Source organism: Cellulosimicrobium cellulans (assembly GCF_016921195.1).
Lineage (GTDB): Bacteria > Actinomycetota > Actinomycetes > Actinomycetales > Cellulomonadaceae > Cellulosimicrobium > Cellulosimicrobium cellulans_F.
In genome coordinates this window covers 1-26,119 of record NZ_JAFGYF010000005.1, presented here as the reverse complement: position 1 = coordinate 26,119, position 26,119 = coordinate 1, and the positions used below count along the sequence as shown (strand labels likewise).

The window sequence follows — 26,119 nt, the reverse complement described above, 5'->3', positions numbered from 1 at the left end:
GCGGGTGACGTCACCCGCCCTCACCCCCGTGCCCGACGCCGTCCGACCGCCCTGGGCGGCCGGTTCGCCCCTGAGGCTGCTCGCCGCGATCCTCGTGTCCGGCTCGGCCGTGCTCCTGTTCGCGGTGCACGTGCGCCCGCTCGGGTACGTGCCGCTCGTGCTCGGGGTGGCGCTGGGGCTCGCCGTGGACCGTCGCCTCGGGCGCGACCTCGCGCTCGTCGGCACGGGCATGGCGATCATCTCGACGATCTCGCTCGAGGCGGACCTGTCGGACGCCGGGATGGTGCGCTTCGCCGTCGTGCTGTCCCTCGCCGTGCTCGTCCCGTGGGTGCTCTCGCGGTTCGCGTTCCACGAGGACGTGGTCCGGTTCCCCGTCGCCACCGGGCGGCGCTGGACCCGGGGGCAGATCGCGTACCTCGTCGTGGTCGTCGTCGCGGGGTACCTGATCCTGCCGTTCTACTTCATCGGGTCGGGCGCCTACCTCAACTGGCCCCAGATCACGGGCGGGCAGGAGATCGCGCGCCTGTTCGTGGGCGTCAACGCCGTGGGCATCTGGGACGAGCTGTTCTTCGTGTGCGTCGTGTTCGCGCTGTACCGCGAGCACTTCGGCCTGTGGACGGCGAACCTGCTGCAGGCGGCGGTGTTCGTGTCGTTCCTGTGGGAGCTCGGGTACCGCGAGTGGGGCCCGCTCCTCACGGTCCCGTTCGCGCTCGTCCAGGGCTGGATCTTCTCGTGGAGCAAGTCGCTCACGTACGTCGTCGCGGTGCACCTGCTCTTCGACGTCGTGGTGTTCGCGGTGCTCGTGCACGCCCACCACCCGGAGCTGTTCGACGTCTTCGTCACCGCGCCGCGCTGACGGCGCCGGCCGCCGTCAGGACGGCCGCGCCAGCAGGACCCGGCGGACGCCGTCCACGCGGCAGGCCGCGACGACCACGGCGGTGGCCGGGCCGGTGAGGACCGTCAGCGCCGCGACGACGACCGCCACGCCGACGGCCGCGCCCGCGACGACGTCGTGCGGGAAGTGCACGCCCTCGGCGACCCGCGCCGTGGCGACCGCGACCGCGAGCGCCGCGGGGAGCACGACCCACAGCGCGACGTCGCGCAGCGGCAACCGGTGGGCGTGCCGCGCGGGCACCGCCCCGGGGACGCGCACGGCGGGCGCGCCGGCCAGGACGACGGCCGCGGCGAGGGCGAACGCGATGGCCGTGTGGTTGCTCGGGAACGACCAGTCCCCCGCGGCCGGGCAGTGCGCGACCTCGACGAGCTCCCAGCACCCCCGCGGCTGCCGGACGAGCGACTTGACGGCCTCGCTCGCGGCGTAGGCGACGACGGCGCCCACCCCGGCGACGAGCGTCGTCGCGACGGCGGACGGGCCCGCGCGCCGGGACCGCCACGCGACGACCGCGCACAGCCCGAGGAGCGCGAGCACCCCGCCCTCCGCGACGAGGCCCGACCCCGGGAGCTCCGCCGTCCGCGCCGTGATCGCGAGGTAGAGCGTCTCGCTCGGACCGCGCAGGAGCCGCGCGGCCAGCACGACGAGCGCTGCCCCGACCAGCCACGACACCGCGACGAGGACCTGGCCCGCGACCCGGGGCGACACCTCGGCCGACCGCTCCGGCAGCGCGGGCAGGCGCGAGGCCGGACGGGTCGCGGCGGAGGCGGCGGGGCGGTCGAGCAGGGTCGAGTGACGGGACGAATCGGGCGGAGTCATCGCACGAGGGTAAGCCGGGTGAACGGCAGGTGAACATCCGCCCCACGGGGGATGTCCGACCCCGTCCGTCCCCCTGGGGCCGGACCTACCTCGCGTCGGGGGCGTCGTCGGCGGGGACGTAGAACGCGGTGGTGGCGGCGACGCGTGCCGCGACCTCGTCCGCGCCCAGGCCGTCCGCCTCCGCCAGCGCCGCTCCCCACGCCTCGCTGCTCGCGACGTTGAACGCGCGGAGCTCGGGGCTCGCGAGGACCTCCTCGGGGTCGAGCGGTCCGGCGCCGTCGAGGTGCAGGCCGAGGCCCAGCAGCGCGCCGTCCCAGCCGACGCCGACGGCACCCGGGCCGTACACGTCCCACATCTCCGGCGGCACGACGGCGGTGTGCTCGAGCGTCAGCGTCGTGCCGCCGTCGGGCGCGGGCGCGAGGCGGACCTCGACGACCGACGAGTCCTCCGGCGTCGGGGGGCCCATGACCCAGGTGAGCCGCAGGAGGCTCGGCGCGTCGCACGCGCGGATCTCGCCGCCCGCGTTGCCCTCGACCTGAAAGGTGCCGCCGACCCGGAAGTCGCCCGTGACCGGCAGGAACCAGCGCGGGATGCGCTCCGGGTCGGTGACGGCGTCCCACACGTCCTCCACCTCGGCGGGGTAGGTCCGCTCGATCGTCAGGACACGGGCCTCGCCCGCGGGGAGCGATCCCGTCCCGACGGAGCGTCGCGCGGCCTCGAGCTCGGCGATGAAGTCCTTCATGCTGTCCTCCTGGTGGTGTCGGTCGGGCGTGGGGCGTCCTCGTCGGCGGCCGCGGCGCGGCGGCGCTCGCGCGCGCCCCGGGAGAGCTCGGTCCCGAGGGCGTCGAGACGCTGCTCCCAGAACCGCCGCAGGCCCGCGGCCCAGTCCTCGACCTCGTCGAGCGCGGCGGGGTCGAGCGCGTAGAGGCGCCGGGTCCCCTCGGGCCGCACGGTCGCGAAGCCGCTGGTCCGCAGCACCTTGAGGTGCTGCGAGACCGCCGGCTGACTGATCCCGAACTCCTCGCCCACGAGCGCGGCGAGCTCGCCCGCCGGGCGCTCGCCCCGGGCGAGGTGCTCGAGGATCCGGCGGCGCACCGGGTCGCCGAGGACGTCGAACGCTTCCATGACCCCCATGCTTCAGCGTCACCTTATATAAGTCAATACCTATCTAGCGCGCGCCAGGACGAACCAGGGAGCAGCGACGCCGTCACCGCCGCTTCCCGCCGCGGCCCCGGGCGGCCCGGCCCTTCGGGGAGCCGCCACGCACCTGCTTCGCGCCGCCGCCACGTCCGCCGGCCGCTCCCCCGCGTCCGGACCCGCCGCGCCCGCCCTGCGCCCCGGAGCCGCCGCGGCGGTCCTGCGCGCGGGGCGTCGCGGCCTCCTCGGGCGGGCCCCCGGCGCGCCGGCCGCGCGAGCTGTTGACCGTGCGGCCCCGCACGATGCCGACCATCTCCTCGACCAGCTCGTCGTCACGGTCGGCCAGCCACGCGAGCGCCACCGGGGCGGTCGGCGCGTCGTCGAGGCGCCGGTACGTCACGTCCTTGCGGTGGTGCAGGCGTGCGAGCGACTGCGGCACGACCGCGACCCCGACGTTCGCCGCGACGAGCACGACGGCGTCACCCGTCGTCGCCGGGCGCTCGACGGCCGGCCGGCCCGGAGGCGCCGGCGCGTCGTCCGCGGCACCGGGCTCACCGGCCCAGGGCACGACGTCGTCGAGCGGTCGCAGCAGCACGTCGTCCGCCAGGTCGGCGAGCGCGACCGGCTCCTCGGGCTCGAGCGCCGCGAGCAGGTGGTCGCGCGAGACGAGCACGACCGGCGTCTCCTCGTAGAGCCGGATCGCGCTGAGGACGTCGCGGTCGACCGGCAGGCGGAGGACCGCGGCGTCCGCCTCGTCGTCCCGCAGCGCACGCTCGGCGTCGGCCGCCGCGACGGCCACGAGGTCCAGCGGCACGTCGGGGAGGCGTTCGCGCCACGTGCGCACCCACTTGGCCGGCGTCGCGCCCGGCACGAACGCGAGCCGGAACCGCCGCACCGCACCGCCGTCGTCGGTCGCGCCGTTCGTCACCTCGGGGGCCGTGCCCGCGTCGTCGTCCACCCGACCAGCCTAGGGGGGCCGCCGGTCGCGCTCCCGCCGGCCCCGGGGCGGGCCGCCGTCGCCCGACCGGCCGACTACCCTGGAGCCCATGACCCCCAAGCAGTCCGCGCAGACCATGAAGCCCGCCACCGCGGCGAAGAAGCTCGGGGTGTACCTGCCCGCCACGCCGCCGGAGTTCCAGGAGGGCACGATCACGCGGGCGCAGCTCGAGGAGCTGGAGAAGAACCCGCCGGAGTGGCTGAGCGACCTGCGCCGCAACGGCCCCCACCCGCGCCCGGTCGTCGCGGGACGCCTGGGCGTCTCCATCTCCGGCCTCACGCGCGGCGGCCTCACGGAGCCGCTGACGACGCAGGAGATCGACGCGCTGCGCCAGGACCCGCCGGCGTGGCTCGAGACCGAGCGCGAGGTCCAGAGGAAGGTCCGCGCCGAGGAGGAACGGCTCGCCGCCGCGCGCGCCAAGAAGCGCTGAGCGCTCAGTCCTCCGGCGCCCCAGCGCCGCCCCCCGCGGACCGCGCGGCGGCCCGGTCGGTGTGGCCCAGCGACAGGTCCGGCGCGACCGCGTCCCGCACGCGCCGCTTGAGGTCCGGGATCTCGGGGAACCCGCCGTCGGTCGCGCGGTCCCACAGGAGCACGGGGCCCGCGCCGACGTCGAGCGTGACGCGGAAGACCCCGCCCGTCCCGGGCACCAGGGCGACCTCGCCCAGGCGCGTGCGGAACGTCTGCAGGAGCTCCTGGGCGACCCACGCGGCGCGCAGGAGCCATCGGCACTGCGTGCAGTACTCGACCGCGACGCGCGCCGTCCCGCGCGGCGGGTCCGCGGGCGCGGGGGCCTCCGGTCCGGGCGTCCCGGCGTCGTCCGTCATGGCGCCCAGCCTACGGGCGCGCGGCCGGCTCAGGCCTCCCGCTCGGCGGGCAGGCGGCCGTTCGCGACGGCCGCCTCGAGGGCCGCGTAGTCGCGCTCGACGACGTCCGCGTACGCGCGCGACCAGCGCGCGACGGCCTCGTCGAACGAGTCGGAGCGGCCGAGGTACCCGGAGGCCACGCGCGTCCCCGGCGACTGGCTGTGCGCGCGGGCGAGCACGCGCCCGCACAGCTCTCCGTACCGGACGAACTGGTGCGCGGAGAGCCGCTCGAGCTCGACCGAGCCCTTCATGTCGCGGAACTGCCGCCAGAAGAAGTCGACGCGGGGTCGCCCCGTGCGCTCCGGCGCCACGACCGTGATCCACCCGAGGAACGGGTCGGACTGCGCCTGGAGGATCCGCTGGGCGGCGACGACGCGCCGCCCCTGGGCCGGCACCCTGCCCGCCGGCACCAGGCCCGAGGGCAGCGCGTCGACCATCCCTCCGTACGTGGCGAGGACCGACGTCGTCGCCTCCTTCACCTGGAGCACGAGCGGCTCCCCCGCGGGCCCCTCGAGCAGCACGATGTAGCAGCGGGTCCCGACGCTCCCCACCCCGACCACGCGGAGCACGAAGTCCACGACCGTGAACTGGCTCAGGAGCAGGCGGGTGTCGGCGCGCAGCGGCTCGCGGTAGGCCTCGTAGAGCGCCGTCAGCTCGTCGAGGTTCACGGTGTCGACGTGCTGGGTGACCGGAGGCTGGTCGACGATGCGCGTGCGCCCGTCGTCGGTCCGCGCCGTGATCTTCCGGACCACCTGCTCCGAGGTGCGTCGACGGGCCTTCTCGAGGGTCCGCCGGAGCTCCTGGCGCCCCTCCTTGCGCAGGAGCGGCTCGATGACGTCCGTGTCGATCTGGGACGAGTACCGGTCGAGCGCGCTGCGCTCGAACGCCTCGGCCAGCGTCTCGCGGTAGCCCCGGACGGCGCTGCGCGCCGCGTCGGCGCAGTCCGGCTCGGACAGACCCTTGTCCCGACCGCCGACGTACATGCTCGCGGCGAGGCGCTTGACGTCCCACTCCCACGGCGCGTCGGACGCCTCGTCGAAGTCGTTGAGGTCGAAAAGGACGCGCCGCTCGGGCGACGCGAACAGCCCGAAGTTCGAGACGTGCGCGTCCCCGCACGCCACGACGTGCACCCCGGTCCGCGGGCCGTCGCGCAGGTCGTGGGCCATCGTGGCCGCGGTGCCGCGGTAGAACGCGAACGGCGACTCGAGCATCCGGCCGATCCGCAGCGGGACGAGGTCCTGGAGCCGGTCCCGGTTCTGCTCCTCGATGATCGCGACCGGGTCGCGCTCCGGCAGGAGCAGCACCCCCTGGGTGCGGCGCGGCACCCGGTCGCGCAGGGCGCGCCCCGCCGCGCGGGACTCGGCCAGGGTTCGCGGGACCTCCACGGGTGCCTCCTCGCTGTCCGGGAACCGCACAGTAGCGCTCGGGGCGGCCCACGGCACGGCGACGCCGGGGGCTTCGGCGGCACGACGGCACGTGCTGCGGGGCGGGGAGCCGCGCGCCGTCGGGGAGACTGGACCCGTGACGACCTCGCCGCCCGACCTCGCCGCTCTGCTCGCGCGCCTGCGCACCGACGACACGGGCCCGGGCCGCGAGGACGCCCCGGTCGCGGTGGACCCGGCCGACCGGCTGCTGCTCGACGAGGCCGCGCCGTGGCTCGCGGGCGCGGGCCCGGGGTCCGTGGCGGTCGTCGACGACCGGTACGGGGCCCTCACTCTGGGCGCGGCGCTGCTCACCGCCGCGTCGACGCCCGGGGAGGGACCGTCGTCGGGCGACGCGAGGGTGCGCGTCCACCAGGACGCGTGCACGGCGGCAGCGGCCCTCGACGCGAACGCGGCCGCGCTCGGCCTGACCGGCGCGTACGCGCACCACGCCCTCGGGGCCGGGCTGCTCGCGGGGACGAGCGTGGTGCTCCTGCGCCTCCCCCGCGGCCTGGCAGCGCTGCGCGACGTCGCGGAGCACGTCGCGCGCGAGGCCGACCCGGACGTGGTGCTCCTCGCGGGCGGGCGCGTCAAGCACATGACCCGCGCCATGAACGACGTCCTCGGCGAGTCGTTCGCGGACGTGCGCGCGAGCCTCGCGCGCGGGAAGTCGCGCGTGCTCGTCGCGTCGTCGCCGCGCCGCGCACGCGGCGGGTTCACCTACCCCGTCACGGCTAACCTGCCCGACGTCGGGCTGCGGGTCGCGGCGTTCGGGTCGGCCTTCGCGGGGGCGGGCCTCGACCTCGGGACGCGGTTCCTCATCGAGCGGCTCGATGCCGCGGGCCCGGACGGGCGGACCACCGGCGGGACGGGCCCGGGGCCGCGCGACGTGGTCGACCTCGGCTGCGGGACGGGCCTGCTCGCGGCGTGGGCGGCCAGGCGCTGGCCGGAGGCGCACGTCGTCGCGGTGGACCGCTCCGACGCGGCGGTGCGGTCGGCCGCGCTCACGGCGCGGGAGAACGGGGTCGGCGAGCGCGTGCGCACGGTGCGCGACGACGCGGGCGCGACGCTGGCCGACGCGAGCGCCGACGTCGTGCTGCTCAACCCGCCGTTCCACGACGGCGCCGCCCTGCGCACCGACGCGGCGCACCGCATGTTCGCGACGGCGGGGCGGGTGCTGCGCCCGGGCGGGGAGCTGTGGTGCGTCTGGAACTCGCACCTGCGCTACCGGCCGGCGCTGGAGCGCGCCGTCGGGCCGACGACGCAGGTGGCCCGCGGCCCGCGCTTCACGGTGACCCGCTCGACGCGCCGCTGAGTGCTGGGTGTCCGTCGTCAGGACGGCTCCGCGGCGACGAACACCCAGCACTCAAGGGGGAGGTGTCACTGGACGTCGACGACGTCCACCACGAAGACGAGCGTGTCCGTGCCCGCGATGCCGGCCTGCGGCACTCCGCGCTGGCCGTAGCCGTGCTCCGGCGGGATCGAGAGCAGCACGCGCGAGCCGACGTTCTGGCCGACGAGGCCCTTGTCCCAGCCACCGATGACGGCGCCGACGCCGATGGGGAACGCGATGGTGTCGCCGCGGTCATACGAGTTGTCGAAGACGTGGCCGTTCCACGTCTGCCCGAGGTAGTGCACCACGATGTTGCGCCCCGACGTGACGGCCGGGCCGTCGCCCTCGCTGAGCACGACGACCTGCAGACCGCTGGGCGCGTCCGTCTCCGGGAAGGTGAGCGTCGGCTTGTCGCCGAAGGATCCCGAGGCGGTGGGAAGGGTGGGCTGGTCGGTCACGAGGTTGCCTCTCGTCGGGTGCAGGAAACCCGCGCGGACGCGGGTCTCCCCACCCTACGCGTGTCGTCCCGGCCGGACCGTGACGTCTCCCCCGAACGCGCACTGCTCGCCGGTCCGGAGAGTCGCTCACCCTCCGCCGACCACGACCCTGATCGCCCCCAGCACGACCTGGGTGCCGTCGTCCGGCGGACAACGGCACCCATGTCGTGCTCGGCGGGGTGCGGGGAGCGTCAGCGGGCGGCGACGAAGCCGAGGAGGTCGTGGCGGGTGAGGACGCCGACCGGGTCGCCGTCCTCGACGACGAGCAGCGCGTCGGCGTCGTGCAGCGCGGCCCGCACCGCCTCCACGCCCTCGCCCGCGCCGATGAGCGGGAAGCGGGGCTCCATGTGCTGGTCCACGCGGTCCGCGAGGGACGCGCGGCCGGAGAACACGGCGTCGAGCAGCGCACGCTCGCTCACCGACCCCGCGACCTCCCCGCTCTTGACCGGCGGCTCGGCACCCACGACGGGCATCTGAGAGACGCCGTACTCGCGCAGGATCTCGATGGCGTCGCGCACCGTCTCGCTCGGGTGCGTGTGCACGAGGTCGGGCAGGCGCCCGTCCTTGGCGCGCAGCACGTCGCCCGCGGTCACGCCCTCCTCGTCGGGCAGGAACCCGTAGGACCGCATCCACGCGTCGTTGAAGATCTTCGAGAGGTAGCCGCGCCCGCTGTCGGGCAGCAGGACGACGATCACGGCCCGTGCAGCGGCCTGGGGGTCCTCCTCCTCGAGCCGACGCGCGAGCCGCAGGGTCGCCTCGACCGCCATGCCGCACGACCCGCCGACGAGCAGACCCTCCTCGCGCGCGAGGCGCCGCGTCATCGCGAACGAGTCGGCGTCGCTGACGGGGATGACCTCGTCGGGGACCGACGGGTCGTACGCGGCCGGCCAGAAGTCCTCGCCCACGCCCTCCACGAGGTACGGGCGCCCGTCGCCCCCGGAGTACACCGAGCCCGCCGGGTCGGCGCCGACGACGCGCACGCGCCCGCCCTCGGACTCGGCGCGGTCCGCCGAGACCTCCTTGAGGTAGCGCCCGGTGCCGGTGATCGTGCCGCCCGTCCCGACGCCGGCGACGAAGTGCGTCACGCGGCCGTCGGTGTCCGCCCAGACCTCCGGGCCCGTGGACTCGTAGTGCGACGCCGGGCCGTTCGGGTTCGCGTACTGGTTCGGCTTCCACGCCCCCGGGATCTCGCGCACGAGGCGGTCCGAGACGGAGTAGTAGGAGTCCGGGTGGTCCGGCGCGACGGCGGTCGGCGTCACGACGACGCGCGCGCCGTACGCGCGCAGCACGTCGCGCTTGTCCTGGCTCACCTTGTCGGGGCACACGAACACGCAGTCGTACCCCTTGCGCTGCGCCACGAGCGCGAGGCCGACGCCCGTGTTGCCGGACGTCGGCTCGACGATCGTGCCGCCCGGCGCCAGCTCGCCCGACGCCTCCGCGGCCTCGACCATCTTCAGCGCGATGCGGTCCTTGACCGAGCCGCCGGGGTTCACGTACTCGACCTTGGCGAGGATCGTCGCGCTGAGGCCTTCGGTGACACGGGACAGCCGGACGAGCGGGGTACCGCCGACGAGCTCCGAGACGTGCTCTGCGTATCTCATGCCCCGATCATCCCCGATGCGCGCGGTGCGCGTGCGCCCTGCGGTGACCCACGAGGCGACGGCGGGAATTTCCGTACGGTGTAGAACGTTGAGCCTCGCGACCGCCCCGACCGAGAGGTGACCCGTGCCCGAGACGACCACCGCCGCCCCGCGTCCGACCGCCCCGACCCTCCCCGACCTGCCCGACGTCACGGCCCAGGCCGAGCGCCTCGTCGCGCTCGGCGTCCACGAGCTCGCGGGCCTGACGCCCGACGCGCTCCGAGCCGCCGCGACCGGGCTCGCCGCGACCGCCCCCGCCGGCGCGCTGCTCGTCGTCGACCCCCGGCTCGCGCCGCCGTCGGCCCTCGCTCCCCTGCTCCGGCTCCCGGCGCGCGACGGCGAGAAGGAGGGCTTCGTCGTCGTCGACATGACGGACGTCGACCGCTTCGCGCCGATCCAGGGCGTCGAGGTCCCCGACGGACCGCTCTACCTCGTCGCGGGCCCGGACCGCGGCGACGACCTGGCGAACTGGTCGCCGGACGAGGCGCTGCCCGAGCTCACTGCCCGAGGCCGGACGCCGATGCTGCTCCACGAGGGCATCCACTGGGCGCTCCAGGCGCCGAGCGTCCTCACGCGCAACCTCTGCTACATGACCATCGGGTCCCGCCTGCGCAAGCCCGACGGTCGCCTCGACGCCCGCACCCCGGCGCTGTGGATCTCGAACGGCACGGGCCGCGACGGACGCGAGCGCCGCGGTGCGCCGAAGGTCGGCTGGTGCTGGGCGGGCAACCGCCACACGTGGCTCGGCTTCGCCTCGACGACGGGCCGCCTCCCCGCCTGACCCGCCGCTGCGTGCACGAGACGGTCGCGGCAAGGACGTCCGACCGCGACCGCCTCATGCACCCACGGGATGCCGGGCGAGGCGGTCAGCCGAAGAAGCCCAGGAGCGCGACGAGGACCACGACGACGCCGAGCACGACGACGAGGAGCGGCCGGTCGGACGCCTCGCGCGCGGTGAGGCGCCCCAGCCCGGCACCGACCGCGGCGGTGACCCCGACGACGACGGCCGCGCCCGCGACCAGCGCTCCCCCGCCGCTCGCGCCCGCGTCGGCGAGCTGCCGCGCGATCCCGCCGGCGAGCAGAGAGCCCCACAGCGCGCCGGCCACGAGCCCGAGCCCGGCGAAGACGAGCGCGGCGCGACGCTCGGACGCGTCGCGCGTGATGCGCGTGCCCAGCCAGGCCACCGCGGAGCCGGCGGTCGGCACGCTGAGCACGATGAGGAGGGCCGCGAACGCGAGCCACGCGGGCGGCGCGCCGGAGACGACCATGTAGAGGACCTGGACGCCCAGCATGGCGGCCGCGGCGACGACGAGACCGGCGAGAAAGACCGGCACCCGCGGCGGAAGGTCCGCCGCGGGTGCCGGTTCACGGGTGCTGCGCGCCACCGTCAGTCGCTGCTCTGCAGGATCGCGAAGAGGCGCAGGAACTCGAGGTAGAGCCAGATCAGCGTGACCATGAGGCCGAACGCCGCCGACCACGCGAACTTGGCGGGGACGCCCGCCTCGACGCCGCGCTTGATCGAGTCGAAGTCGACGATGAGCGACGCGGCGGCGAGGCCGACCGCGACGAGCCCGACGATGATGCCGATCGTGCCGCCGCGCATGCCCCAGCCGTCGAGCACACCGAACAGCACGAGCACGACGTTGACGAGCGAGAACGCGAGGTAGCCGACCATCGCGATGAGCAGCCAGCGCGTGAACTTCGGCGTGACGCGGACCTTGCCGGACCGGAAGAGGAACAGCGCCGCAGCGAACGTCGCGACGGTCGCGAGGACCGCCTGGAAGACGATGTCGGTCACGCTGCCGCCGTTGCCGACGGTCATCGAGCCGAACGCGAGGCTGATACCGCCGAGGAACAGACCCTGGGCGACGGTGTAGGCGACGATGAGCGCCGGGCTCGGGTTGCGCTTGAACGCGTTGACCAGGCCCAGCACGAGGCCGGCGATCGCGCCGAACAGGTACAGGAACGGCATCTGCGGCGTCAGGTACCACGACGCCGCCCCGACGACCACGAGCAGGGCGAGCAGCCCGCCCGTCTTCATGATGACGTCGTCGTAGGTCAGCCGCTTGGTGTCCGCCGTCGTCGCCGACGGCGCGTTGTACATCGCGTCCAGCTGGGCAGCGTCGGCGGTCTGGGCGCCGTAGGCACCCCACTGCGCGCCCTGCTGGGGCGGGGTCCCGTACGCGGGGCCCTGCCCCTGCGGCGGCGGGCTCCCGTAGGCGGGTCCGGCCTGCGTGGCCGCCCCACCGCGCTGGTTCTTCGGCTCACCGAAGACCGCGCTGTTGTTGAAGACGGGGTTGCTCATGAGCTCCTCCTGGTCGCGGCGTCCACTACCTCTCAGCGGGCCTCGTCATCGGCGTCTCGCCTCGAGTCGGGTGTCGCTGGCCTGTGTTCATCCTAGGGAACGTGCGAGTCCTGGCCACTGTTCCCGCGGGTTTTTCGCCTCTCGGGGGCCGAAGTGCCGACCAGCGGACCATCCGGGCTCGCGCGGCGTACGCCGCGCGGCGTACGCCGCCCGGCCCACGGCCGCGGCAAGATACGTCGCACGGTGGCTGCCCGGCGTCGTGCACGTCCCTAGGCTCGAGCCGTACCTCGCGGTGAGGCCCCCGGCCCGGCCGGTGCGGCCCCCGCCCGCGAGCACCCGAACCATCCCGGACGAACGACCCTCGGAGGGGCGAAGTCATGATCGAAGCACGCGGCCTGACCAAGCGGTACGGGCCCAAGACCGCGGTGGACGGCGTCTCGTTCACCGTGCGTCCCGGGACCGTCACCGGATTCCTCGGCCCCAACGGCGCCGGCAAGTCCACGACCATGCGCATGATCATGGGTCTGGACCGCCCGACCGCGGGGACCGTCACCGTCAACGGGCGCCCGTACGCGCAGCACCGCTCTCCGCTCACCGAGGTGGGCGCGCTGCTCGACGCGAAGGCCGTCCACACCGGGCGCACCGCCTACAACCACCTCCTCGCGATGGCCGCGACGCACGGCATCCCGACCAAGCGCGTCGACGAGGTCATCGAGATGACCGGCCTCCAGTCGGTCGCGAAGAAGCGCGTCGGCGGCTTCTCGCTCGGCATGGGCCAGCGCCTGGGCATCGCGTCCGCGCTCCTGGGCGACCCCAGGACCCTCATCCTCGACGAGCCCGTCAACGGCCTCGACCCCGAGGGCGTCCTGTGGGTGCGCAACCTCGCCCGCTACCTCGCGTCCGAGGGCCGCACGGTCTTCCTCTCGAGCCACCTCATGAGCGAGGTCGCCCTCACGGCCGACCACATCATCGTCATCGGCAAGGGCCGCATCATCGCGGACGCGCCGGTGAGCGACATCGTCAACGGGGCCCAGCAGCGCACCGTCCGCGTGCGGACCCCGCACGCGACGCAGCTCGCCGAGCTCCTCACGAGCGACGGCGCGACGGTCACGAGCGACGAGCCGAGCCTGCTCGTCGTCACGGGAGCGGACGCGCCCGGGATCGGCGAGCTCGCCGCCGCGAAGGGCTTCGTGCTGCACGAGCTCACGCCCGTCACCTCGACGCTCGAGGACGCCTACATGGCCCTCACGGCGGACTCCGTCGAGTACCAGACCGAGTCCGCGCAGATCCACGTCGGCCACGGCGCCGCGGGCTCGCCCGCGGACGCGCCGGCCCCCACCGACTCCCTCGAAGGAGCGCAGCGATGAGCGCCACGACCCTCGCCTCGGGCGCCACCAGCCCGACGGCGTCCCGTACGTCCCCCTACCGCCTCAGCTTCGGCCACGTGCTCCGCTCGGAGTGGATCAAGTTCCGCTCGCTGCGCTCCACGTGGTGGACTCTCGGCATCACGGTCGCCGTCATGGTGGGCTTCTCGCTCATGTTCGCGGCCGTCGTGTCGACCGTGGACTCGGCGGGCGGCGCGCCCGAGGACATGGGGATGGGCACGACCGACGGCATCGGCGTCATGGTCATCACCGTGGGCTACTCGTTCGCGCAGCTCGCGGTCGCCGTGCTCGGCGCGCTCACCGTCACGGGCGAGTACTCGACCGGCATGATCCGCTCGACGCTCTCCGCCGTCCCGCGCCGGCTGCCGGCGCTCGCGGCGAAGATGATCGTCGTCGGGGTCGTCACCGCGATCACGACCGCCGTCGCGGTCGGCCTGTCCTACCTCGTGACCTACCCCATCCTGTCCGGCAAGGACATGACGGCCGACTTCTCGTCCGCGGACGACCAGCGCGCGCTCATCGGCGTCGTGCTGTACCTCACGACCGTCGCGCTCTTCTCCGTCGCGATCGGCGTGCTCCTGCGCAGCTCGGCCGGCGCCATCTTCACGCTCGTCGCGGTGTTCTTCGTCCTGTCCATGGTCCTGGGCATCGTCCAGGGCGTCACGGGTGCCGACTGGGTCCAGACGGTCATGAACTCGCTCCCCGCGTCCGCGGGCGAGCAGGTCGTGCTCGGCGGCGGCATGTCGTCCCCGGACGCGATCGAACCGTGGCCCGGCTACGCCGTGCTCGTCGGGTGGACCGCCGCGCTCACGGCCGCGGCCGCCGTCGTGCTCAAGCGCCGGGACGCGTGACCTCCCGGCCCACCACCCCGTCGACGCCGGACGAGCAGCCCGCTCGTCCGGCGTCGGCCGTGACGCGCCCGGAGACGGGCGCACCGGCGAACGGCCCGCTGCCGATGCGGGCCGCGCCCGAGCCGTTCACCGAGCTCGACGCCCGGCGCCTCGGGCCCGTGCGTCGCTACTTCGCCCGCCACCCGGTGGTCATGGACTGGGTCGTCGTCGCGGTGTTCGCGGTGCCGGGCGTGCTCTACGCGCTCCTCGTGGAGCAGCCCCGTGGATCCACCCCGCTCTCGCTCGTCTTCTTCCTCCTCGGCGGCGCGCTCCTGTACTGGCGCCGCCGCCGGCCCGTGACCGTCGCGCTGGGGCTGACGGCCCTCGGTGTCCTGGCGATCGCCGCCACGGGCGACACGGCCGGGTTCGAGGTCGCGGCGATGTTCGCGGTCTACGCCGTCGCGGCGGCGCGTCCGTCGCGGATCGCCTGGCCGATCCTCGCCATCGTCGTCCTGGCCCTGTCCGGCGCGACGCTCCTCTGGTACGACGTCGTCACGACCGCCGACGGCGAGATCCTGCGCCAGAGCGTCGAGCCCGGCCGCGCGACCGTCGACCGCGTCGTCGGCATCCTCGTCACGACCATCCTCTGCCTGGTCGCCCTCGCGATCGGCACCAACGTGCGCGCCCGGCGCCAGCACGTGTCCGACCTCGTCGAGCGGGCCAACTCCATCGCGCGCGACCGCGACCAGCAGGCGCAGCTCGCCGCCGCCGCCGAGCGCACCCGCATCGCCCGCGAGATGCACGACGTCGTCGCGCACTCCCTCACGGTCATGGTCGCGCTCGCGGACGGCGCCAAGGCGTCGGGCGCCAAGAACCCCGAGCTGGCGGGCCATGCGCTCGACGAGCTCACCGCGACCGGCCGCGCGGCTCTCGCCGACATGCGGCGCGTGCTCGGCGTCCTGCGCGAGCCCGGCGGCGAGCAGACCGTGCCGCTCGCCCCGGCGCACGAGGCGCCCGAGCTCGAGGAGATCGTCGAGCGCTTCCGGACCGCCGGGCTGCCCGTCCGGCTCGTGCGCTCGGGCCCGCAGCCGACGCCCGGGCCGGCGCTGCGCCAGACCGCGCACCGCATCGTCCAGGAGTCCCTGACGAACGTGCTGCGCTACGCACCCCTGTCCCCGATGGTCCTGGTCGAGGTCTCGCGCCGCGCCGAGCCCGGCGCCGACTGGCTCGAGCTGCGGGTCGTCAACCAGGCAGGGCGCCGCCCGGGCGAGGGCGCGAGCGCCGACGAGCGGAGCCTGCCGCCGTCGGTCGCGGAGCAGCACCCGCCCGGCGTCCCGGTCGGGACGGGCCGCGGCATCATCGGGATGCGCGAGAGGGCGGCCGTGTACGGCGGTACGGTGTCCGCGGGGCCGAGCGGGACCGGCTGGGAGGTGCGGGCGAGCCTGCGCCTCGACCTCGACCCCGGCCGGGAGACCGGCGGACGCGACGACCGACGGGAACGCACATGACGGACAGCGGCGCACCGACCCGGGTGCTGCTCGTCGACGACCAGGCCCTGCTGCGCATGGGCTTCCGCATGATCCTCGCCGCCGAGGACGACATCGAGGTGGTCGGGGAGGCCGGGGACGGAGAGACCGGGATCGCGCAGGCCGCCGCGCTGCGGCCCGACGTCGTGCTCATGGACGTCCGCATGCCCGGGACGAACGGCATCGAGGCCACCGAGCGCATCGTGGCCGCGCAGCCGGAGTCGCGCGTCATCATCCTCACGACGTTCGACCTCGACGAGTACGCGTTCGCCGCGCTGCGCGCCGGCGCCAGCGGGTTCCTGCTCAAGGACGCCAAGCCCGGCGAGCTCGTCGGGGCGATCCGCGCCGTCGCGAGCGGGGACGCCGCGGTCTCCCCGCGCATCACGCGCCGCATGCTCGAGATGTTCGCGGGCCAGCTTCCGCAGGACGGCGCCGCGGCCCCCGCACAGGCGCAGACCGGCCGGGACGACCCCCGCCTCGCCGAGCTCACGGCGCGCGAGCTCGAGGTGTTCGAGGCCCTCGGCGAGGGGCTGACGAACGCCGAGATCGCCGAGCGCTTCGTGCTCTCGGAGGCGACGGTCAAGACCCACGTCGGCCGCGTCCTCGGCAAGCTCGGCCTGCGCGACCGCGTCCAGGCCGTCGTCCTGGCCTACGAGACGGGCGTCGCCCGCCCCTCCTGACCCCTTCTCCACCGGCCGAGCCCCTGCGCCTGCCGAGGGAGAACCGTGGTGGCGCGAGATAGAACCGTGGTCACGCGAGATAGAACCCTGGTCAGCCGAGATAGAACCCTGGTCCCGCGAGGTAGAACCCTGGTCCCGCGAGGTAGAACCGTGGTTCTTGTGCTCGACGGCGCGTGGTCGGCCTGGGTGGTCGGGGTGGGTGGTGCCGCGTCTACCATCCGCCGCTCGTTCCTCGCGGCTCCCGCCAGGCCCATCCACGACGCGGCACCACCACCCACCCCGCCCGGCGTCGTCCTACCCCGGTCTGCGCTCACCCGGGCAACAGCCTGCGGGTGCGTCCGCCCATACCGCGCTGTCCCGCTCGGTCGCGTCGTCGCTTCCCGGTGCCGCTTCCCGCGTGGGGCGACGGGTCGGTCGATCGAGCAGGTGGTCATGGCGCGTCGTGGTCGTCGCACGCGCCCACATCGCGTGGCCGACCTGTCTGGGCCGCTGGCCGGCCTGGCGGCGTACGTGCCCCGGGCGACACGATCGCGGCCCGGACTCGACCGTGGCACCCGACCCGAGAACACCGGCGACCCACCGACGTCGGGCACTCCCGCTCCGACGGACGACCACGGCTCGCGGAGGGCGACCGCCCCGCCATGGGCGCCCGACCCAGCCGACGGTGGGCGACCGACCGCGCACGCACGGTCCGGACGCCGTCGAGCACAACCACGGTTCTACCTCGCGCAACCACGGTTCTACCTCGCGCAACCACCGTTCTACCTCGCGTGACCAGGGTTCTGCCTCGGCAGACCACGGTTCTACCTCACCAGGGGCGATTCGCCCTCAGGCTTACCCCTTCGCCGTGGCGGCCTCCGCGGCGGCGGCCTTGTCGGCCTCGGCCTGGGCGGCGGCCTCCTCCTTGGCGGCCTTCCTCGCCGCGCGCTTCTCGCCCCGGCGCTCCGCGAGCGTGTACAGCACCGGCACGACGACCAGGGTCAGCAGCGTCGAGCTGAGCAGGCCGCCGATGACGACGAGCGCGAGCGGCTGGGAGATGAACGCCCCGCCGCCGGTAATGCCGATCGCCATCGGGGTGAGCGCGAAGATCGTCGCCGCGGCCGTCATGACGATGGGGCGCAGGCGCTTGCGCGACCCCTCCAGCACGGCGTCGTCGAGCGACCGGCCGCGCTCGCGGTACTGGTTGATGAGGTCGATGAGCACGATCGCGTTCGACACCACGATCCCGACGAGCATGAGCAGGCCGATGAGGGCCGGCACGCCGAGCGGCGTCGCGGTGGCGAGCAGCAGGAGCAGCGCACCCGTCGCGGCGAACGGGATCGACACGAGCAGGATGAACGGCTGCAGGAGGCTGCGGAACGTGGCGACCATGACGAGGTAGACGATGAGGATCGCGACGAGCAGCGCGAGCCCGAGGTCGGCGAACGCGTCGGCCTGGTCGGACGCGACGCCGCCGATCTCGACCGTCGCCCCGCCCTCGAGCTCGAGACCGTCGATCGCGGTCGTGAGCTCGGCGGTGAGCGCGCCCAGGTCCTGGCCCGCGGGCGTGACGGAGATGGTCGCGCTGCGCTCGCCGTCCACGCGCGTGATCGAGGTGGGGACCTCGACCTCGGTGACCTCGGCGACCTGCGTGAGCGGGACAGGACCGGCCGCTGTGGGCAGCACGACCTGTTCGAGCTCCGCCACCGTCGCCGGGGCTTCGCCCGCGAGGACGCGGACCTGGACCGGGCCGTCGCCGAGGTTCACCGTGCCGATCGGCGCGGGCGACATCGTCCCCGCGACGGTCCCGGCCACCTGCGTCTCGGTGAGCCCGACGGCGGCCGCGGCGTCGCGGTCGACCGTCACCTGGACCGTCGACTGCGCCGAGGCGAGGTTGTTGGTGACCTGCGCCGCGCCGTCCGTGCCCTCGGCGAGCTCCTGGACGTCGGCCGCCGCCGCGGCGAGCGTGTCGGTGTCGGGGGCCCGGACGACGAGGTCGACCGTCGAGCTGCCGAACGCGGCGTCCGCGCCGGCGACCTCGATGCCCTCGCTCGCCTCACCGCCCAGGCCGGAGACGGCGTCGCGCACGTCCTCCTGGGCAGCGACGGCGTCGGCGTCCGCGTCGAGCGTGACGGCGAACGTTGCCGTCGGGGACCCGCCGCCGCCGAAGAACGCGGCCTCGGGGCCGCCCGCGGTCCCGACCGTCGTCTGCACGGTCGCGACGCCGTCGACGTCGAGGAGGGCCTGCTCGACGTCGCGCGCGGCGGCGTCCTGCGTCTCGAGCGACGTGCCGGGCGCGAACGACTCGGTGACGGTGAGCGTGTCCTGCCCCGTGTCCCCGAGGAAGTTGGTCTCCAGGCGCGGCACGAGCGCGAGCGTCCCGGCGAGGATCGCGACGGACACGCCGAGCGTGATGGCCGGGTGGCGCAGCGCCGCGCGGAGGGTCGGGACGTACCCGCGCTGCCACAGCCCGCGGCGCTCCTTCGCCTCCGCCGCGGCGCGCGCCCGCTCGCCCGCGAGGCGCGCCGCCTCCGGGTCGGCGGGGACCGGCGGGGACGTGATGAACCAGTACGCGAGGACCGGGACGATCGTCAGCGCGACGAAGAGCGACGCGAGCATCGCGATGGCGACGGTGAGCGCGAAGGGCCGGAAGAGCTCGCCGACCATGCCGCCCACGAGGGCGATCGGCAGGAAGACGGCGACGGTCGCCACGGTCGAGGCGGTGATCGCGCCGGCGACCTCCTTGACGGCGCCGATGATGGCGCCCACCTTCTCCTCGCCGTACGACAGGTGCCGCTTGATGTTCTCGATGACGACGATCGAGTCGTCGACCACGCGGCCGATCGCGACCGTCATGGCGCCGAGCGTGAGGATGTTGAGCGTGTAGCCCGTGGCGTTCATGACGATGAACGTCACGAGCAGCGACAGCGGGATCGACACGGCCGAGACGAGCGTCGAGCGCAGCGACGCGAGGAAGAGCAGGATCACGACGACCGCGAAGAGGAGGCCGAGGAGCCCCTCGGTCGCGAGGCCCTCGATGGACTCCTCGATGAAGGGCGCCTGGTCGAAGACGACCTCGACCCGCACGTCCTGGGCCTCCAGCACGCCGGCGAGGTCGTCGACGGCGTCCTGGACCGCGTGCGAGACCTCGACCGTGTTGCCGGCGGGCGTCTTGGTGATGGCGACGGCGAGCGCGGGCTCGCCGTCGAGGCGCGAGAACGACGTCGCGGGCTCGGGGCCCGCGGTCACGGTCGCGACGTCGTCGAGCGCGACGGGCGCGGTGCCGGGCGCAGCGGTCGGGGGCACGAGCGGCAGGGCGGCGAGCTCGTCGACGGTCGTGACCGCGGTGCCCACCTGCACGCTGAGGGTCCGGTCGCCGTCCGAGACCGTGCCTGCCGGCATCACGACGCCGTTGTCCTGGAGGACCGAGGAGACCTGCTGCGGGCTGAGCCCGGCAGCGGCGAGCGCGGCCGGGTCGAGGTCGATCGTGACCTGCTGGTCGGCGATGCCGCTCACCGCGACGCTGCGCACCCCCTCGACGTCCTCGAGCGCGGGCACGACGCTCGACTCGACCGTGTCGGCGAGCGCCGCGTCGTCCGACCCTCCGGACACGGCGAGCTGGATCACGGGCAGGTCGTCGACCGACCCCGTGACGACCTGGGGCTCGACGTCCTCGGGGAGCTGGGACTGCAGCCGTGTGATCGCCGTCTGGAGCTGGGAGGACGCGGCGTCCATGTCGGTGCCGTACGCGAACTGCACGGTCGTCACGGACATGCCGGTCGACGACGTCGACGTGACGTCCTCGACGCCCTTGACGGCGCGCGCGGCCGTCTCGACGGGCACGGTCACCTGCTGCTCGACGATCGCCGGGGCGGAGCCCGGGTAGACGCCGACGACGGCGGCGGTCGGGATCTGCAGGCTCGGGATGAGCTCCTGCTTGAGCGACCCCATGCTGATGACGCCGAAGATCGCGATCGCGACCGTGGCGAGCGCGACGAGAGCGCGGTTGGCCAGCGACAGCCGGGCGAGACGGGACACGGAGCCTCCAGGGGTTCCAGGTCGGGTGGGAACGACGTCGGCGTCGCGATTTCGTTAGCGTAACGCGAAGCATCTGGGGATGGTTCCCGCTCCCCCCGATAGAGTCTGCGCCGTGACCCACCCCGCCGACGACGAGCGTGCGGCGCTCGCGCGGCGCCTCGAGGACGCGCAGCGGCGCCTCGCCGACGTGCTCCTCGCCCAGCGGCTCGAACCCTTGCTGCGCACGACCCTCACGGTTCCCCAGCTCCGCGCGCTCGCCGTCCTCCAGCTCGACGGCGAGACGAGCTCGCACCGGCTCGCCGAGGTGCTCGGGATCTCCCCCGCGACGCTCTCGGGGATCGTGGACCGGCTCGAGGCGGCGGGGATGGCGACGCGGCGCCCGGACCCGCAGGACGGCCGCGTGCGCCTCGTGGCCGCGACGCCGCGCGGCGCCGCGGCGGTACGCCGGATCGCCGCGCAGGAGGACGAGCCGCTCACCGACCTGCTCGGCCGGCTCGACGTCGCGGACCTGCGTGCCCTCACCGTCGGGATCGAGGCCCTCACCCGGGCCGCGGAGGCGTCCGCGACCGACACCGGGACCGACGCCTCGGCCCCGGAGGGCTGAGGGTCCCGAGCCACGCGGCCCGGGACCTTCTCCACCCTCGGCGGCGCCGTCGGCTCAGACCTCGCCGAGCGCCTCCTCGGGCGTCCCCTCCACGGCGCGCGCCCGGCGGTTCCAGCGCGACCACAGCACGCGCTCGCCGAGCTCGCCCGCCATACGGTGCCCGGACGCCACGAAGACGACGACGCCGAGCACGAGGATCCCCGCCCCCAGCCAGAACGGGGCCGTCGCGGAGACCGGGTGCAAGAGGCCGGCGATGACGGGCGCGGGAGCGGCGAAGCCCCAGCGCACGAGGTTGAAGGCGCCGGTCGTCACACGCCGGTCCGGGTCGCCGAGCGCGAGCGACAGGTCGGTGAGGTTCGCGTTCGCGATGCCCATGAAGACGCCGGCACCCACGAGCACGACGACGGACCACGCGGTCCCAAGGTCCAGCGCCAGCAGGACCAGCGCGACCAGCACGCCCACGATCGCGATGCCGAGCGTCTGGACCGCGCCCACGCGGTGGGCGAGGCGGTGCCCGACGACGAGGATCCCGACCGCGAGCCCCACGCCCCACGCGGTGAAGACGAGGCCGAGCGGCACGACGTCGAGCCCGAGGAACACGGGCGTGTACCCCAGCACGACGAAGAAGCAGAAGTTGTACGCGGCGGTGACCGCGGCGAGCGCGAGGAAGCCGGGCTTGCGGAACAGGCGGAACACCTGACCGAGCCGCAGCGGCGCGGGCTTCTCGGCCGGGTCCTTGAGGCGGGTCACGGACACGAGCAGCGCGACGAGCATGAACACGCCGCACACGAAGAACGGGACGCGCCACGAGATGCCGCCCAGCAGACCGCCCAGCAGCGGCCCGACGGCGAACCCGAGACCGACGCACGTCTCGAAGAGCTCGACGACCCACTCGCGGTCGTTCGCGAGCGAGACGAGCAGGACCATCGCGGTCGCGAAGAACATCGCGTTGCCGAGCCCCCACAGGCCGCGCAGCGCGGCGAGCTGGCCGATGCTCGTGCTCAGGGCCGCGAGCACCGCGGCGACGGCGACGAGGCTCACGCCCGTCGCGAGGATCTTCTTGTAGCCGAAGCGCCCGGTGGCCATGACGGCGGGGATCATGCCGAGCGCCATCACGGCGATGTACGCCGTGAAGAGGAGCTCGATCTGCCACGTCGAGGCCCCGATCTCCTCGCCGATGACCGGCAGGATCGGGTCGACGACGGCGATGCCGGCGATCGCGAAGAACGCCGTGAGGGCGGTCGCGTAGATGGCGGTGCGGTTGGGTTCGTTGCGCGGGGATGCCACTGCGTCGCACTTCCTGGTCGGGGGAGAGGTCGTCGGCCTGCACGGCCGAGCGCATTTATCTGTATCTGACAGGTAAGTATCTGTAGAATACACCTATGACGGTTGCCGAGGGAAACGATCGCGCGCTCCGGCCGACACCCGACGGAGCGAACGCCCGCGACGACGCCGCCGCGCACGAGGTGCTCGGGGCGATCGAGCTGGAGGTCGCGCAGCTCCTGCGTCGCGCCGAGCGCACCCGGGCCTCGGGCACACCGGGCACCTCGCGCCGCGGCGGGACGCTCGACCGCTCCGGCTACCTCCTGCTCCACACGCTCGGGACGCACGGCCCCCTGCACGTGAACGCGCTCGCGGAGCGGCTCGGCCTCGACGCGTCGACGGTCACGCGCCAGGTCGTCGCGCTGGAACGGGCCGGGCACGTCCGCCGGGCGCGCGACCCCCGCGACGGCCGGGCGGTCGTCGTCGAGCCGACGAGCACGGGCCTCGACGAGCTCGCCGCCCACCGCATCGCACGGACCGAGCTCTACGCCGACGTGCTCGGCGACTGGTCCCGCCTCGACCGCGCGCTGCTCGCCGAGCTGCTGGGCCGCCTCAACGGCGACCTCGACGCCTACCGACGGCGACGCGACGCGCCGTGACCAACGCCTGCGAGGCTCGCGCGGAGCGCGAGCTCACGGCGCGGGGAGCGCCCACCGGATCAGCCGCGTGACCGTGGCTCCCGCGGGCCGCGCCCACCGCGCCGGCAGGCCGCGCACGCGAGGCATCCCGGCACGGGCCCACGCGGGCAGCGACTCGCGCGCGGCCACTGCCAGACCGGCATAGGCCGGGCGCGCAGGCCACGGGAGCAGGGGCTCGACCAGCAGGAACCGCGCGGCGTCGAGCGCGGCCGGCGTGAGCGCGAGCGCCGGCCGGTACTCCTCGACCGCCGCGTCCAGCTCACGGAGGGTCAGGGGCACGTCCACCGCCCCCAGCGCGCGTCCGACGACGGCGGCCTGGGCGACGTACTCGTCGCACCCCTGCGCGTCGAGCGGGTCCCGGCCGAACGACTGGTGCGCGACGAGGAAGCTCTGGGTCTCGGCGACGTGCACCCAGCGCAGCAGCTCCGGGTCGCTCGCGCGGTAGGGGCGGCCGTCCGCAGCCCGGCCTCGGACGCGCTCGTGGACCGCGCGGACTGCCGCCACCGCCCGCTCCGCGTCGTCGGCCGTGCCGAAGGTCGTGACGGCGATGAAGGTCGAGGTGCGCTGGAGCCGGCCCCAGGGGTCACCCCGGTAGCCCGAGTGCGCGGCGACGCCGGCCATGGCCAGCGGGTGCAGGCTCTGGAGGAGCAGGGCGCGGAGCCCACCGACGAACATCGACGCGTCGCCGTGCACCCGCTGGACCGGAGATCCGCGCTCGAACCAGCGCGGCCCCGGTGTCTCATGGATGCGCGCCCTCGTGGCGGTCGCGTCCGGGCCGGCGACCCGGAGGAAGATCGCATGCTCCGCAGCGCCGCGTGCCCGCTCCACCACGTGCGTCATGGCGTCGATGCTCGCACCCCGTCCGTCACCTCGCGCGCCCTCGACGGAGCGTCGGCATCGGTCCAAAGAACCTGCTGCAAAGAACCTGTTGCAAATTCCTCTTTGCATCGGTAGCCTCGTCCTGTGAGCACCGACAGCGACACCCCACCCCCGAGCGCCGAGCGCCACCCGGCACTCGGCCCGGCCCAGCTCAAGGCGCTCGCGCACCCGTTGCGGGTACGGATCCTCGACCTGCTCTCCACCCACGGCGCGCTCACGGCGAGCCGCCTCGCGGACCTCGTCGGCGAGTCCAGCGGCTCGACGAGCTACCACCTGCGCCAGCTCGCCCGGCACGGCTTCGTCCGCGAGGTCGCCGGCCGCGGCACGGCCCGGGAGCGGTGGTGGGAGCGGCCACCGGGCGGGTTCACCGTGAGCATGCCCGACGACGAGACCGAGGACACCGCGGCCTCGCTCGCCGGCGCGATGGTGAGCCGGGAGTTCGAGACCGCCCGCGCCCGCAAGATCCAGGCGTTCCTGGAGCGCTCCGGCGAGCTCCCGAAGCGGTGGCTCGACGGCGCGCGGCTCACCACCGCCAGCATGTGGCTCACGGCCGAGCAGATGGTCGAGGTCGCTGAGGCCTGGGACGCGCTCGACGCGACGCTGCACCGGTTCCAGGGCCAGGAGCAGACGCCCGGGGCGCGGCCCGTGCAGATCCACTTCAACATCTTCCCCACGATCGACGGCAAGGAGAACCCCTCATGAGCGCGTACTCCCCCACCCTCCCCCGCGCCGTCGAGCCGCGCGGCGCCGACCGCCTGCTCGTCGTCGTGGGCTCGGCGCTGAGCGACCTCGGCCGCCGTCGTGCCGCGGCGCGCGGGCAGCCGCGGCGCGACCGGACCGCCGTGGCCCCCGGGACGGCGTCGGCGCCCTCGGCCGACCCGCTCCACACGGCCACGGAGCTCACCCGCGACCGTGTCGCGGTGTCGCGCGCGTCCCTTCTGCCCTGATCACCCGGAGATTCCACCCGCGTGGGGACTCCTCCCCATGTCGAGGTCCGGGGCTGCTCGGTTACCCTCGACGGGGCGTTCTGTGGGCACAGACGCGCGTCTCCCCCTCTCTCGCCATCCCGGCTCGACAGGATGACGTGGTCCGGTGTGCCCCGACCAGGAATCTAGGGAGCATCGGTGGGCCTTCTCTCGAGCATCCGCGAGCATCGTCGGACCGTCGCGTCGGTGAGCACCGTGGCGGTGTTCTCGACGGCGTTGGTGGGCATGGCGTTCCTCTACGAGGGCGAGGCCACGGCGGACGTGGACCTGAACGACTCGGGCGTGTGGGTGACGAAGTCGTCGGCCGGGTTGCTGGGTCGGTTCAACTACGAGTCGCAGGCGTTGGACGGGACGTTGAACGCGGGCAGCGGGTCGTTCGACGTGCAGCAGGACGCGGGCCGGGTGCTGCTGGACGACGCCGGGACGAGCACCGCGTCGCCGGTGAGCGTGGCGCACCTGAAGCTGGACGGGCAGATCCGTCTTCCGGCAGGGGCGCAGGTGGTGACCGGTGGTGCGACGACGGCGATCCTCGACGGTGAGGAGGGCCTGCTGTGGGTGCTGCCGTTCGACGGCGCGACGTCGTTCGACGCGGAGAAGCTGGACCCGGTGGTCGAGGTCGGCGGCGAGGGCGCGTTGACCGTGTCGCAGGACGGCACGGTGTTCGCGGCGATCCCGTCGACGGGGACGTTGTGGACGGTCGCGACCACGTCGAAGGGCACGGCGGACGGCGAGGCGTCGTCCACCGCGCTCCCGGTGAGCAAGGGTGCCGAGGTCGAGGTGACCGCGGTGGGCGACGAGCCCGTGGTGCTCGACCGTTCTGCCTCGCACCTGATCCTGCCCGGCGGGAAGAGCGTCGCGATCGAGGGTGGTGGCGACGCCCGTCTCCAGCAGCCGTCGCAGCCCTCGGACGTCGTCGCGGTCGCCACCACGGACGCCCTCGTGTCCCAGCCGCTCAAGGGCGGCGACGCGCAGCGCCGTGCCGCCCAGGGGGTCCCGGCGGCGCCCGTGCAGCTCGGTGCGTGCACGTACGGGGCGTGGGCCTCGACCGGCCAGGTGATCCGTGACTGCGACGGGACGGGACGGGACGTCGATGAGCGGCTCGAGGGCCTGGACCCCCAGACCCGGCTCGAGTACCGGGTGAACCGGCAGGTGATCGTGCTGAACGACCTGTCGGCGGGGACGTTGTGGATGGCGGCGGACGAGTACCAGAAGGTCGACGACTGGGACGTGCAGATGCCGGAGGAGGCCGAGGGCGAGGAGTCCGACGCGGAGCTGACGAACCCGGAGCAGGTGGACCAGTTCATCGCGGACCGGACCCAACCGAACAAGCCGCCCCAGCCCAAGGAC

General features: G+C 74.4%; 25 protein-coding genes and 1 pseudogene. 13 read left to right on the top strand and 13 right to left on the bottom strand.

The window, feature by feature from the left end:
• The first annotated feature begins 28 nt into the window (after positions 1–28).
• Positions 29–856 (top strand): CPBP family glutamic-type intramembrane protease, encoded by an 828-nt coding sequence (locus JN535_RS11990; protein ID WP_205205992.1) that lies wholly within the window; start codon positions 29–31, stop codon positions 854–856.
• Between the two features lie 15 nt (positions 857–871).
• Here JN535_RS11990 and JN535_RS11985 read toward each other — a convergent pair whose 3' ends face one another.
• The 4 genes from JN535_RS11985 to JN535_RS11970 form a co-directional block, all read right to left on the bottom strand.
• The gene (locus JN535_RS11985; RefSeq protein ID WP_205205798.1) at positions 872–1,711 is read right to left on the bottom strand and encodes a phosphatase PAP2 family protein; all 840 of its coding nucleotides are present in this window, start codon (positions 1,709–1,711) and stop codon (positions 872–874) included.
• A gap of 85 nt (positions 1,712–1,796) precedes the next feature.
• Positions 1,797–2,453, bottom strand: coding sequence for an SRPBCC family protein (locus JN535_RS11980; RefSeq protein ID WP_205205797.1), 657 nt, complete (start codon positions 2,451–2,453; stop codon positions 1,797–1,799).
• Entirely contained in the window at positions 2,450–2,836 is a 387-nt protein-coding gene (locus JN535_RS11975) for an ArsR/SmtB family transcription factor (protein WP_205205796.1), read from the bottom strand. Before JN535_RS11975 ends, JN535_RS11980 begins: the two co-directional genes overlap by 4 nt.
• 82 nt (positions 2,837–2,918) lie before the next feature.
• Positions 2,919–3,806 (bottom strand): LysR substrate-binding domain-containing protein, encoded by an 888-nt coding sequence (locus tag JN535_RS11970; protein ID WP_307868633.1) that lies wholly within the window; start codon positions 3,804–3,806, stop codon positions 2,919–2,921.
• An 88-nt stretch (positions 3,807–3,894) separates the two neighbouring features.
• Here JN535_RS11970 and JN535_RS11965 point away from each other — a divergent pair, with 88 nt between their 5' ends.
• A complete protein-coding gene (locus tag JN535_RS11965) occupies positions 3,895–4,275 on the top strand; it encodes a DUF5997 family protein (RefSeq protein ID WP_205205795.1) in 381 nt (126 codons plus the stop codon).
• Positions 4,276–4,279: 4 nt separating this feature from the next.
• On the opposite strand, the gene JN535_RS11960 is transcribed toward JN535_RS11965, so the two are convergent.
• Positions 4,280–4,669, bottom strand: a complete 390-nt coding sequence (locus tag JN535_RS11960; protein WP_205205794.1) for a SelT/SelW/SelH family protein — start codon at positions 4,667–4,669, stop codon at positions 4,280–4,282.
• A gap of 29 nt (positions 4,670–4,698) precedes the next feature.
• Positions 4,699–6,093: a DUF2252 domain-containing protein gene (locus tag JN535_RS11955; protein ID WP_307868632.1), complete on the bottom strand. Its 1,395-nt coding sequence runs from the start codon at positions 6,091–6,093 to the stop codon at positions 4,699–4,701.
• 136 nt (positions 6,094–6,229) lie between these two features.
• Here JN535_RS11955 and JN535_RS11950 point away from each other — a divergent pair, with 136 nt between their 5' ends.
• Positions 6,230–7,444, top strand: coding sequence for a class I SAM-dependent methyltransferase (locus tag JN535_RS11950; protein ID WP_307868631.1), 1,215 nt, complete (start codon positions 6,230–6,232; stop codon positions 7,442–7,444).
• A gap of 65 nt (positions 7,445–7,509) precedes the next feature.
• Here JN535_RS11950 and JN535_RS11945 read toward each other — a convergent pair whose 3' ends face one another.
• Both JN535_RS11945 and JN535_RS11940 read right to left on the bottom strand, forming a co-directional pair.
• Positions 7,510–7,920, bottom strand: a complete 411-nt coding sequence (locus tag JN535_RS11945; protein ID WP_205205791.1) for an FKBP-type peptidyl-prolyl cis-trans isomerase — start codon at positions 7,918–7,920, stop codon at positions 7,510–7,512.
• A 230-nt stretch (positions 7,921–8,150) separates the two neighbouring features.
• Positions 8,151–9,560, bottom strand: coding sequence for a cystathionine beta-synthase (locus JN535_RS11940; protein ID WP_205205790.1), 1,410 nt, complete (start codon positions 9,558–9,560; stop codon positions 8,151–8,153).
• A gap of 124 nt (positions 9,561–9,684) precedes the next feature.
• Between JN535_RS11940 and JN535_RS11935 the strand changes: the two genes are divergently transcribed.
• The gene (locus JN535_RS11935; protein WP_307868628.1) at positions 9,685–10,380 is read left to right on the top strand and encodes a DUF5701 family protein; all 696 of its coding nucleotides are present in this window, start codon (positions 9,685–9,687) and stop codon (positions 10,378–10,380) included.
• A gap of 85 nt (positions 10,381–10,465) precedes the next feature.
• Here the strand turns inward: JN535_RS11935 and JN535_RS11930 are convergent, their stop codons facing one another.
• The gene (locus tag JN535_RS11930; RefSeq protein ID WP_205205789.1) at positions 10,466–10,933 is read right to left on the bottom strand and encodes a hypothetical protein; all 468 of its coding nucleotides are present in this window, start codon (positions 10,931–10,933) and stop codon (positions 10,466–10,468) included.
• A gap of 53 nt (positions 10,934–10,986) precedes the next feature.
• Positions 10,987–11,904, bottom strand: a complete 918-nt coding sequence (locus tag JN535_RS11925) for a Bax inhibitor-1/YccA family protein (protein ID WP_205205788.1) — start codon at positions 11,902–11,904, stop codon at positions 10,987–10,989.
• A 377-nt stretch (positions 11,905–12,281) separates the two neighbouring features.
• On the opposite strand from JN535_RS11925, the gene JN535_RS11920 reads away from it, so the two are divergent.
• The 4 genes from JN535_RS11920 to JN535_RS11905 are packed head-to-tail and all read left to right on the top strand — an operon-like array spanning position 12,282 to position 16,325.
• Positions 12,282–13,271 (top strand): ABC transporter ATP-binding protein, encoded by a 990-nt coding sequence (locus JN535_RS11920; protein WP_205205787.1) that lies wholly within the window; start codon positions 12,282–12,284, stop codon positions 13,269–13,271.
• Complete coding sequence (locus JN535_RS11915) at positions 13,268–14,140, top strand: ABC transporter permease subunit (RefSeq protein WP_205205786.1); 873 nt, start codon at positions 13,268–13,270, stop codon at positions 14,138–14,140. The genes JN535_RS11920 and JN535_RS11915 overlap by 4 nt, the downstream gene beginning before the upstream one ends.
• Positions 14,137–15,627 carry a sensor histidine kinase gene (locus JN535_RS21250; protein ID WP_205205785.1) on the top strand — a complete coding sequence of 497 codons (1,491 nt, stop codon included), beginning with the start codon at positions 14,137–14,139 and terminating at the stop codon, positions 15,625–15,627. Before JN535_RS11915 ends, JN535_RS21250 begins: the two co-directional genes overlap by 4 nt.
• Entirely contained in the window at positions 15,624–16,325 is a 702-nt protein-coding gene (locus JN535_RS11905; protein WP_205205784.1) for a response regulator, read from the top strand. The genes JN535_RS21250 and JN535_RS11905 overlap by 4 nt, the downstream gene beginning before the upstream one ends.
• Positions 16,326–17,159: 834 nt before the next feature.
• Here the strand turns inward: JN535_RS11905 and JN535_RS11900 are convergent.
• On the bottom strand, positions 17,160–20,342 hold the full coding sequence (locus JN535_RS11900; protein WP_205205783.1) for an efflux RND transporter permease subunit: 3,183 nt from the start codon (positions 20,340–20,342) through the stop codon (positions 17,160–17,162).
• Positions 20,343–20,454: 112 nt separating this feature from the next.
• Between JN535_RS11900 and JN535_RS11895 the strand changes: the two genes are divergently transcribed.
• Positions 20,455–20,946, top strand: coding sequence for a MarR family winged helix-turn-helix transcriptional regulator (locus JN535_RS11895; protein ID WP_205205782.1), 492 nt, complete (start codon positions 20,455–20,457; stop codon positions 20,944–20,946).
• Positions 20,947–21,000: 54 nt separating this feature from the next.
• Here JN535_RS11895 and JN535_RS11890 read toward each other — a convergent pair whose 3' ends face one another.
• Complete coding sequence (locus tag JN535_RS11890) at positions 21,001–22,233, bottom strand: MFS transporter (protein ID WP_205205781.1); 1,233 nt, start codon at positions 22,231–22,233, stop codon at positions 21,001–21,003.
• A 95-nt stretch (positions 22,234–22,328) separates the two neighbouring features.
• Between JN535_RS11890 and JN535_RS11885 the strand changes: the two genes are divergently transcribed.
• The gene (locus JN535_RS11885; RefSeq protein ID WP_205205780.1) at positions 22,329–22,868 is read left to right on the top strand and encodes a MarR family winged helix-turn-helix transcriptional regulator; all 540 of its coding nucleotides are present in this window, start codon (positions 22,329–22,331) and stop codon (positions 22,866–22,868) included.
• A gap of 33 nt (positions 22,869–22,901) precedes the next feature.
• On the opposite strand, the gene JN535_RS11880 is transcribed toward JN535_RS11885, so the two are convergent.
• Complete coding sequence (locus JN535_RS11880; RefSeq protein WP_205205779.1) at positions 22,902–23,747, bottom strand: oxygenase MpaB family protein; 846 nt, start codon at positions 23,745–23,747, stop codon at positions 22,902–22,904.
• 123 nt (positions 23,748–23,870) lie between these two features.
• Here JN535_RS11880 and JN535_RS11875 point away from each other — a divergent pair, with 123 nt between their 5' ends.
• From JN535_RS11875 to JN535_RS11865, 3 genes and pseudogenes are all read left to right on the top strand, one after another.
• Complete coding sequence (locus tag JN535_RS11875; protein ID WP_205205778.1) at positions 23,871–24,488, top strand: ArsR/SmtB family transcription factor; 618 nt, start codon at positions 23,871–23,873, stop codon at positions 24,486–24,488.
• Complete coding sequence (locus JN535_RS11870) at positions 24,485–24,733, top strand: hypothetical protein (protein WP_205205777.1); 249 nt, start codon at positions 24,485–24,487, stop codon at positions 24,731–24,733. Before JN535_RS11875 ends, JN535_RS11870 begins: the two co-directional genes overlap by 4 nt.
• 225 nt (positions 24,734–24,958) lie before the next feature.
• A pseudogene (locus JN535_RS11865) lies at positions 24,959–26,119 on the top strand (Ig-like domain-containing protein); the annotation flags it as partial.

Bases quoted from the DNA above. Each gene is read 5' to 3' on its own strand.
- JN535_RS11985 (WP_205205798.1), bottom strand. From the start codon at position 1,711: ATGACTCCGCCCGATTCGTCCCGTCACTCGACCCTGCTCGACCGCCCC.
- JN535_RS11980 (WP_205205797.1), bottom strand. From the start codon at position 2,453: ATGAAGGACTTCATCGCCGAGCTCGAGGCCGCGCGACGCTCCGTCGGG.
- JN535_RS11975 (WP_205205796.1), bottom strand. From the start codon at position 2,836: ATGGAAGCGTTCGACGTCCTCGGCGACCCGGTGCGCCGCCGGATCCTC.
- JN535_RS11965 (WP_205205795.1), top strand. From the start codon at position 3,895: ATGACCCCCAAGCAGTCCGCGCAGACCATGAAGCCCGCCACCGCGGCG.
- JN535_RS11960 (WP_205205794.1), bottom strand. From the start codon at position 4,669: ATGACGGACGACGCCGGGACGCCCGGACCGGAGGCCCCCGCGCCCGCG.
- JN535_RS11940 (WP_205205790.1), bottom strand. From the start codon at position 9,560: ATGAGATACGCAGAGCACGTCTCGGAGCTCGTCGGCGGTACCCCGCTC.
- JN535_RS11925 (WP_205205788.1), bottom strand. From the start codon at position 11,904: ATGAGCAACCCCGTCTTCAACAACAGCGCGGTCTTCGGTGAGCCGAAG.
- JN535_RS11920 (WP_205205787.1), top strand. From the start codon at position 12,282: ATGATCGAAGCACGCGGCCTGACCAAGCGGTACGGGCCCAAGACCGCG.
- JN535_RS11915 (WP_205205786.1), top strand. From the start codon at position 13,268: ATGAGCGCCACGACCCTCGCCTCGGGCGCCACCAGCCCGACGGCGTCC.
- JN535_RS11905 (WP_205205784.1), top strand. From the start codon at position 15,624: ATGACGGACAGCGGCGCACCGACCCGGGTGCTGCTCGTCGACGACCAG.
- JN535_RS11885 (WP_205205780.1), top strand. From the start codon at position 22,329: ATGACGGTTGCCGAGGGAAACGATCGCGCGCTCCGGCCGACACCCGAC.
- JN535_RS11880 (WP_205205779.1), bottom strand. From the start codon at position 23,747: ATGACGCACGTGGTGGAGCGGGCACGCGGCGCTGCGGAGCATGCGATC.
- JN535_RS11870 (WP_205205777.1), top strand. From the start codon at position 24,485: ATGAGCGCGTACTCCCCCACCCTCCCCCGCGCCGTCGAGCCGCGCGGC.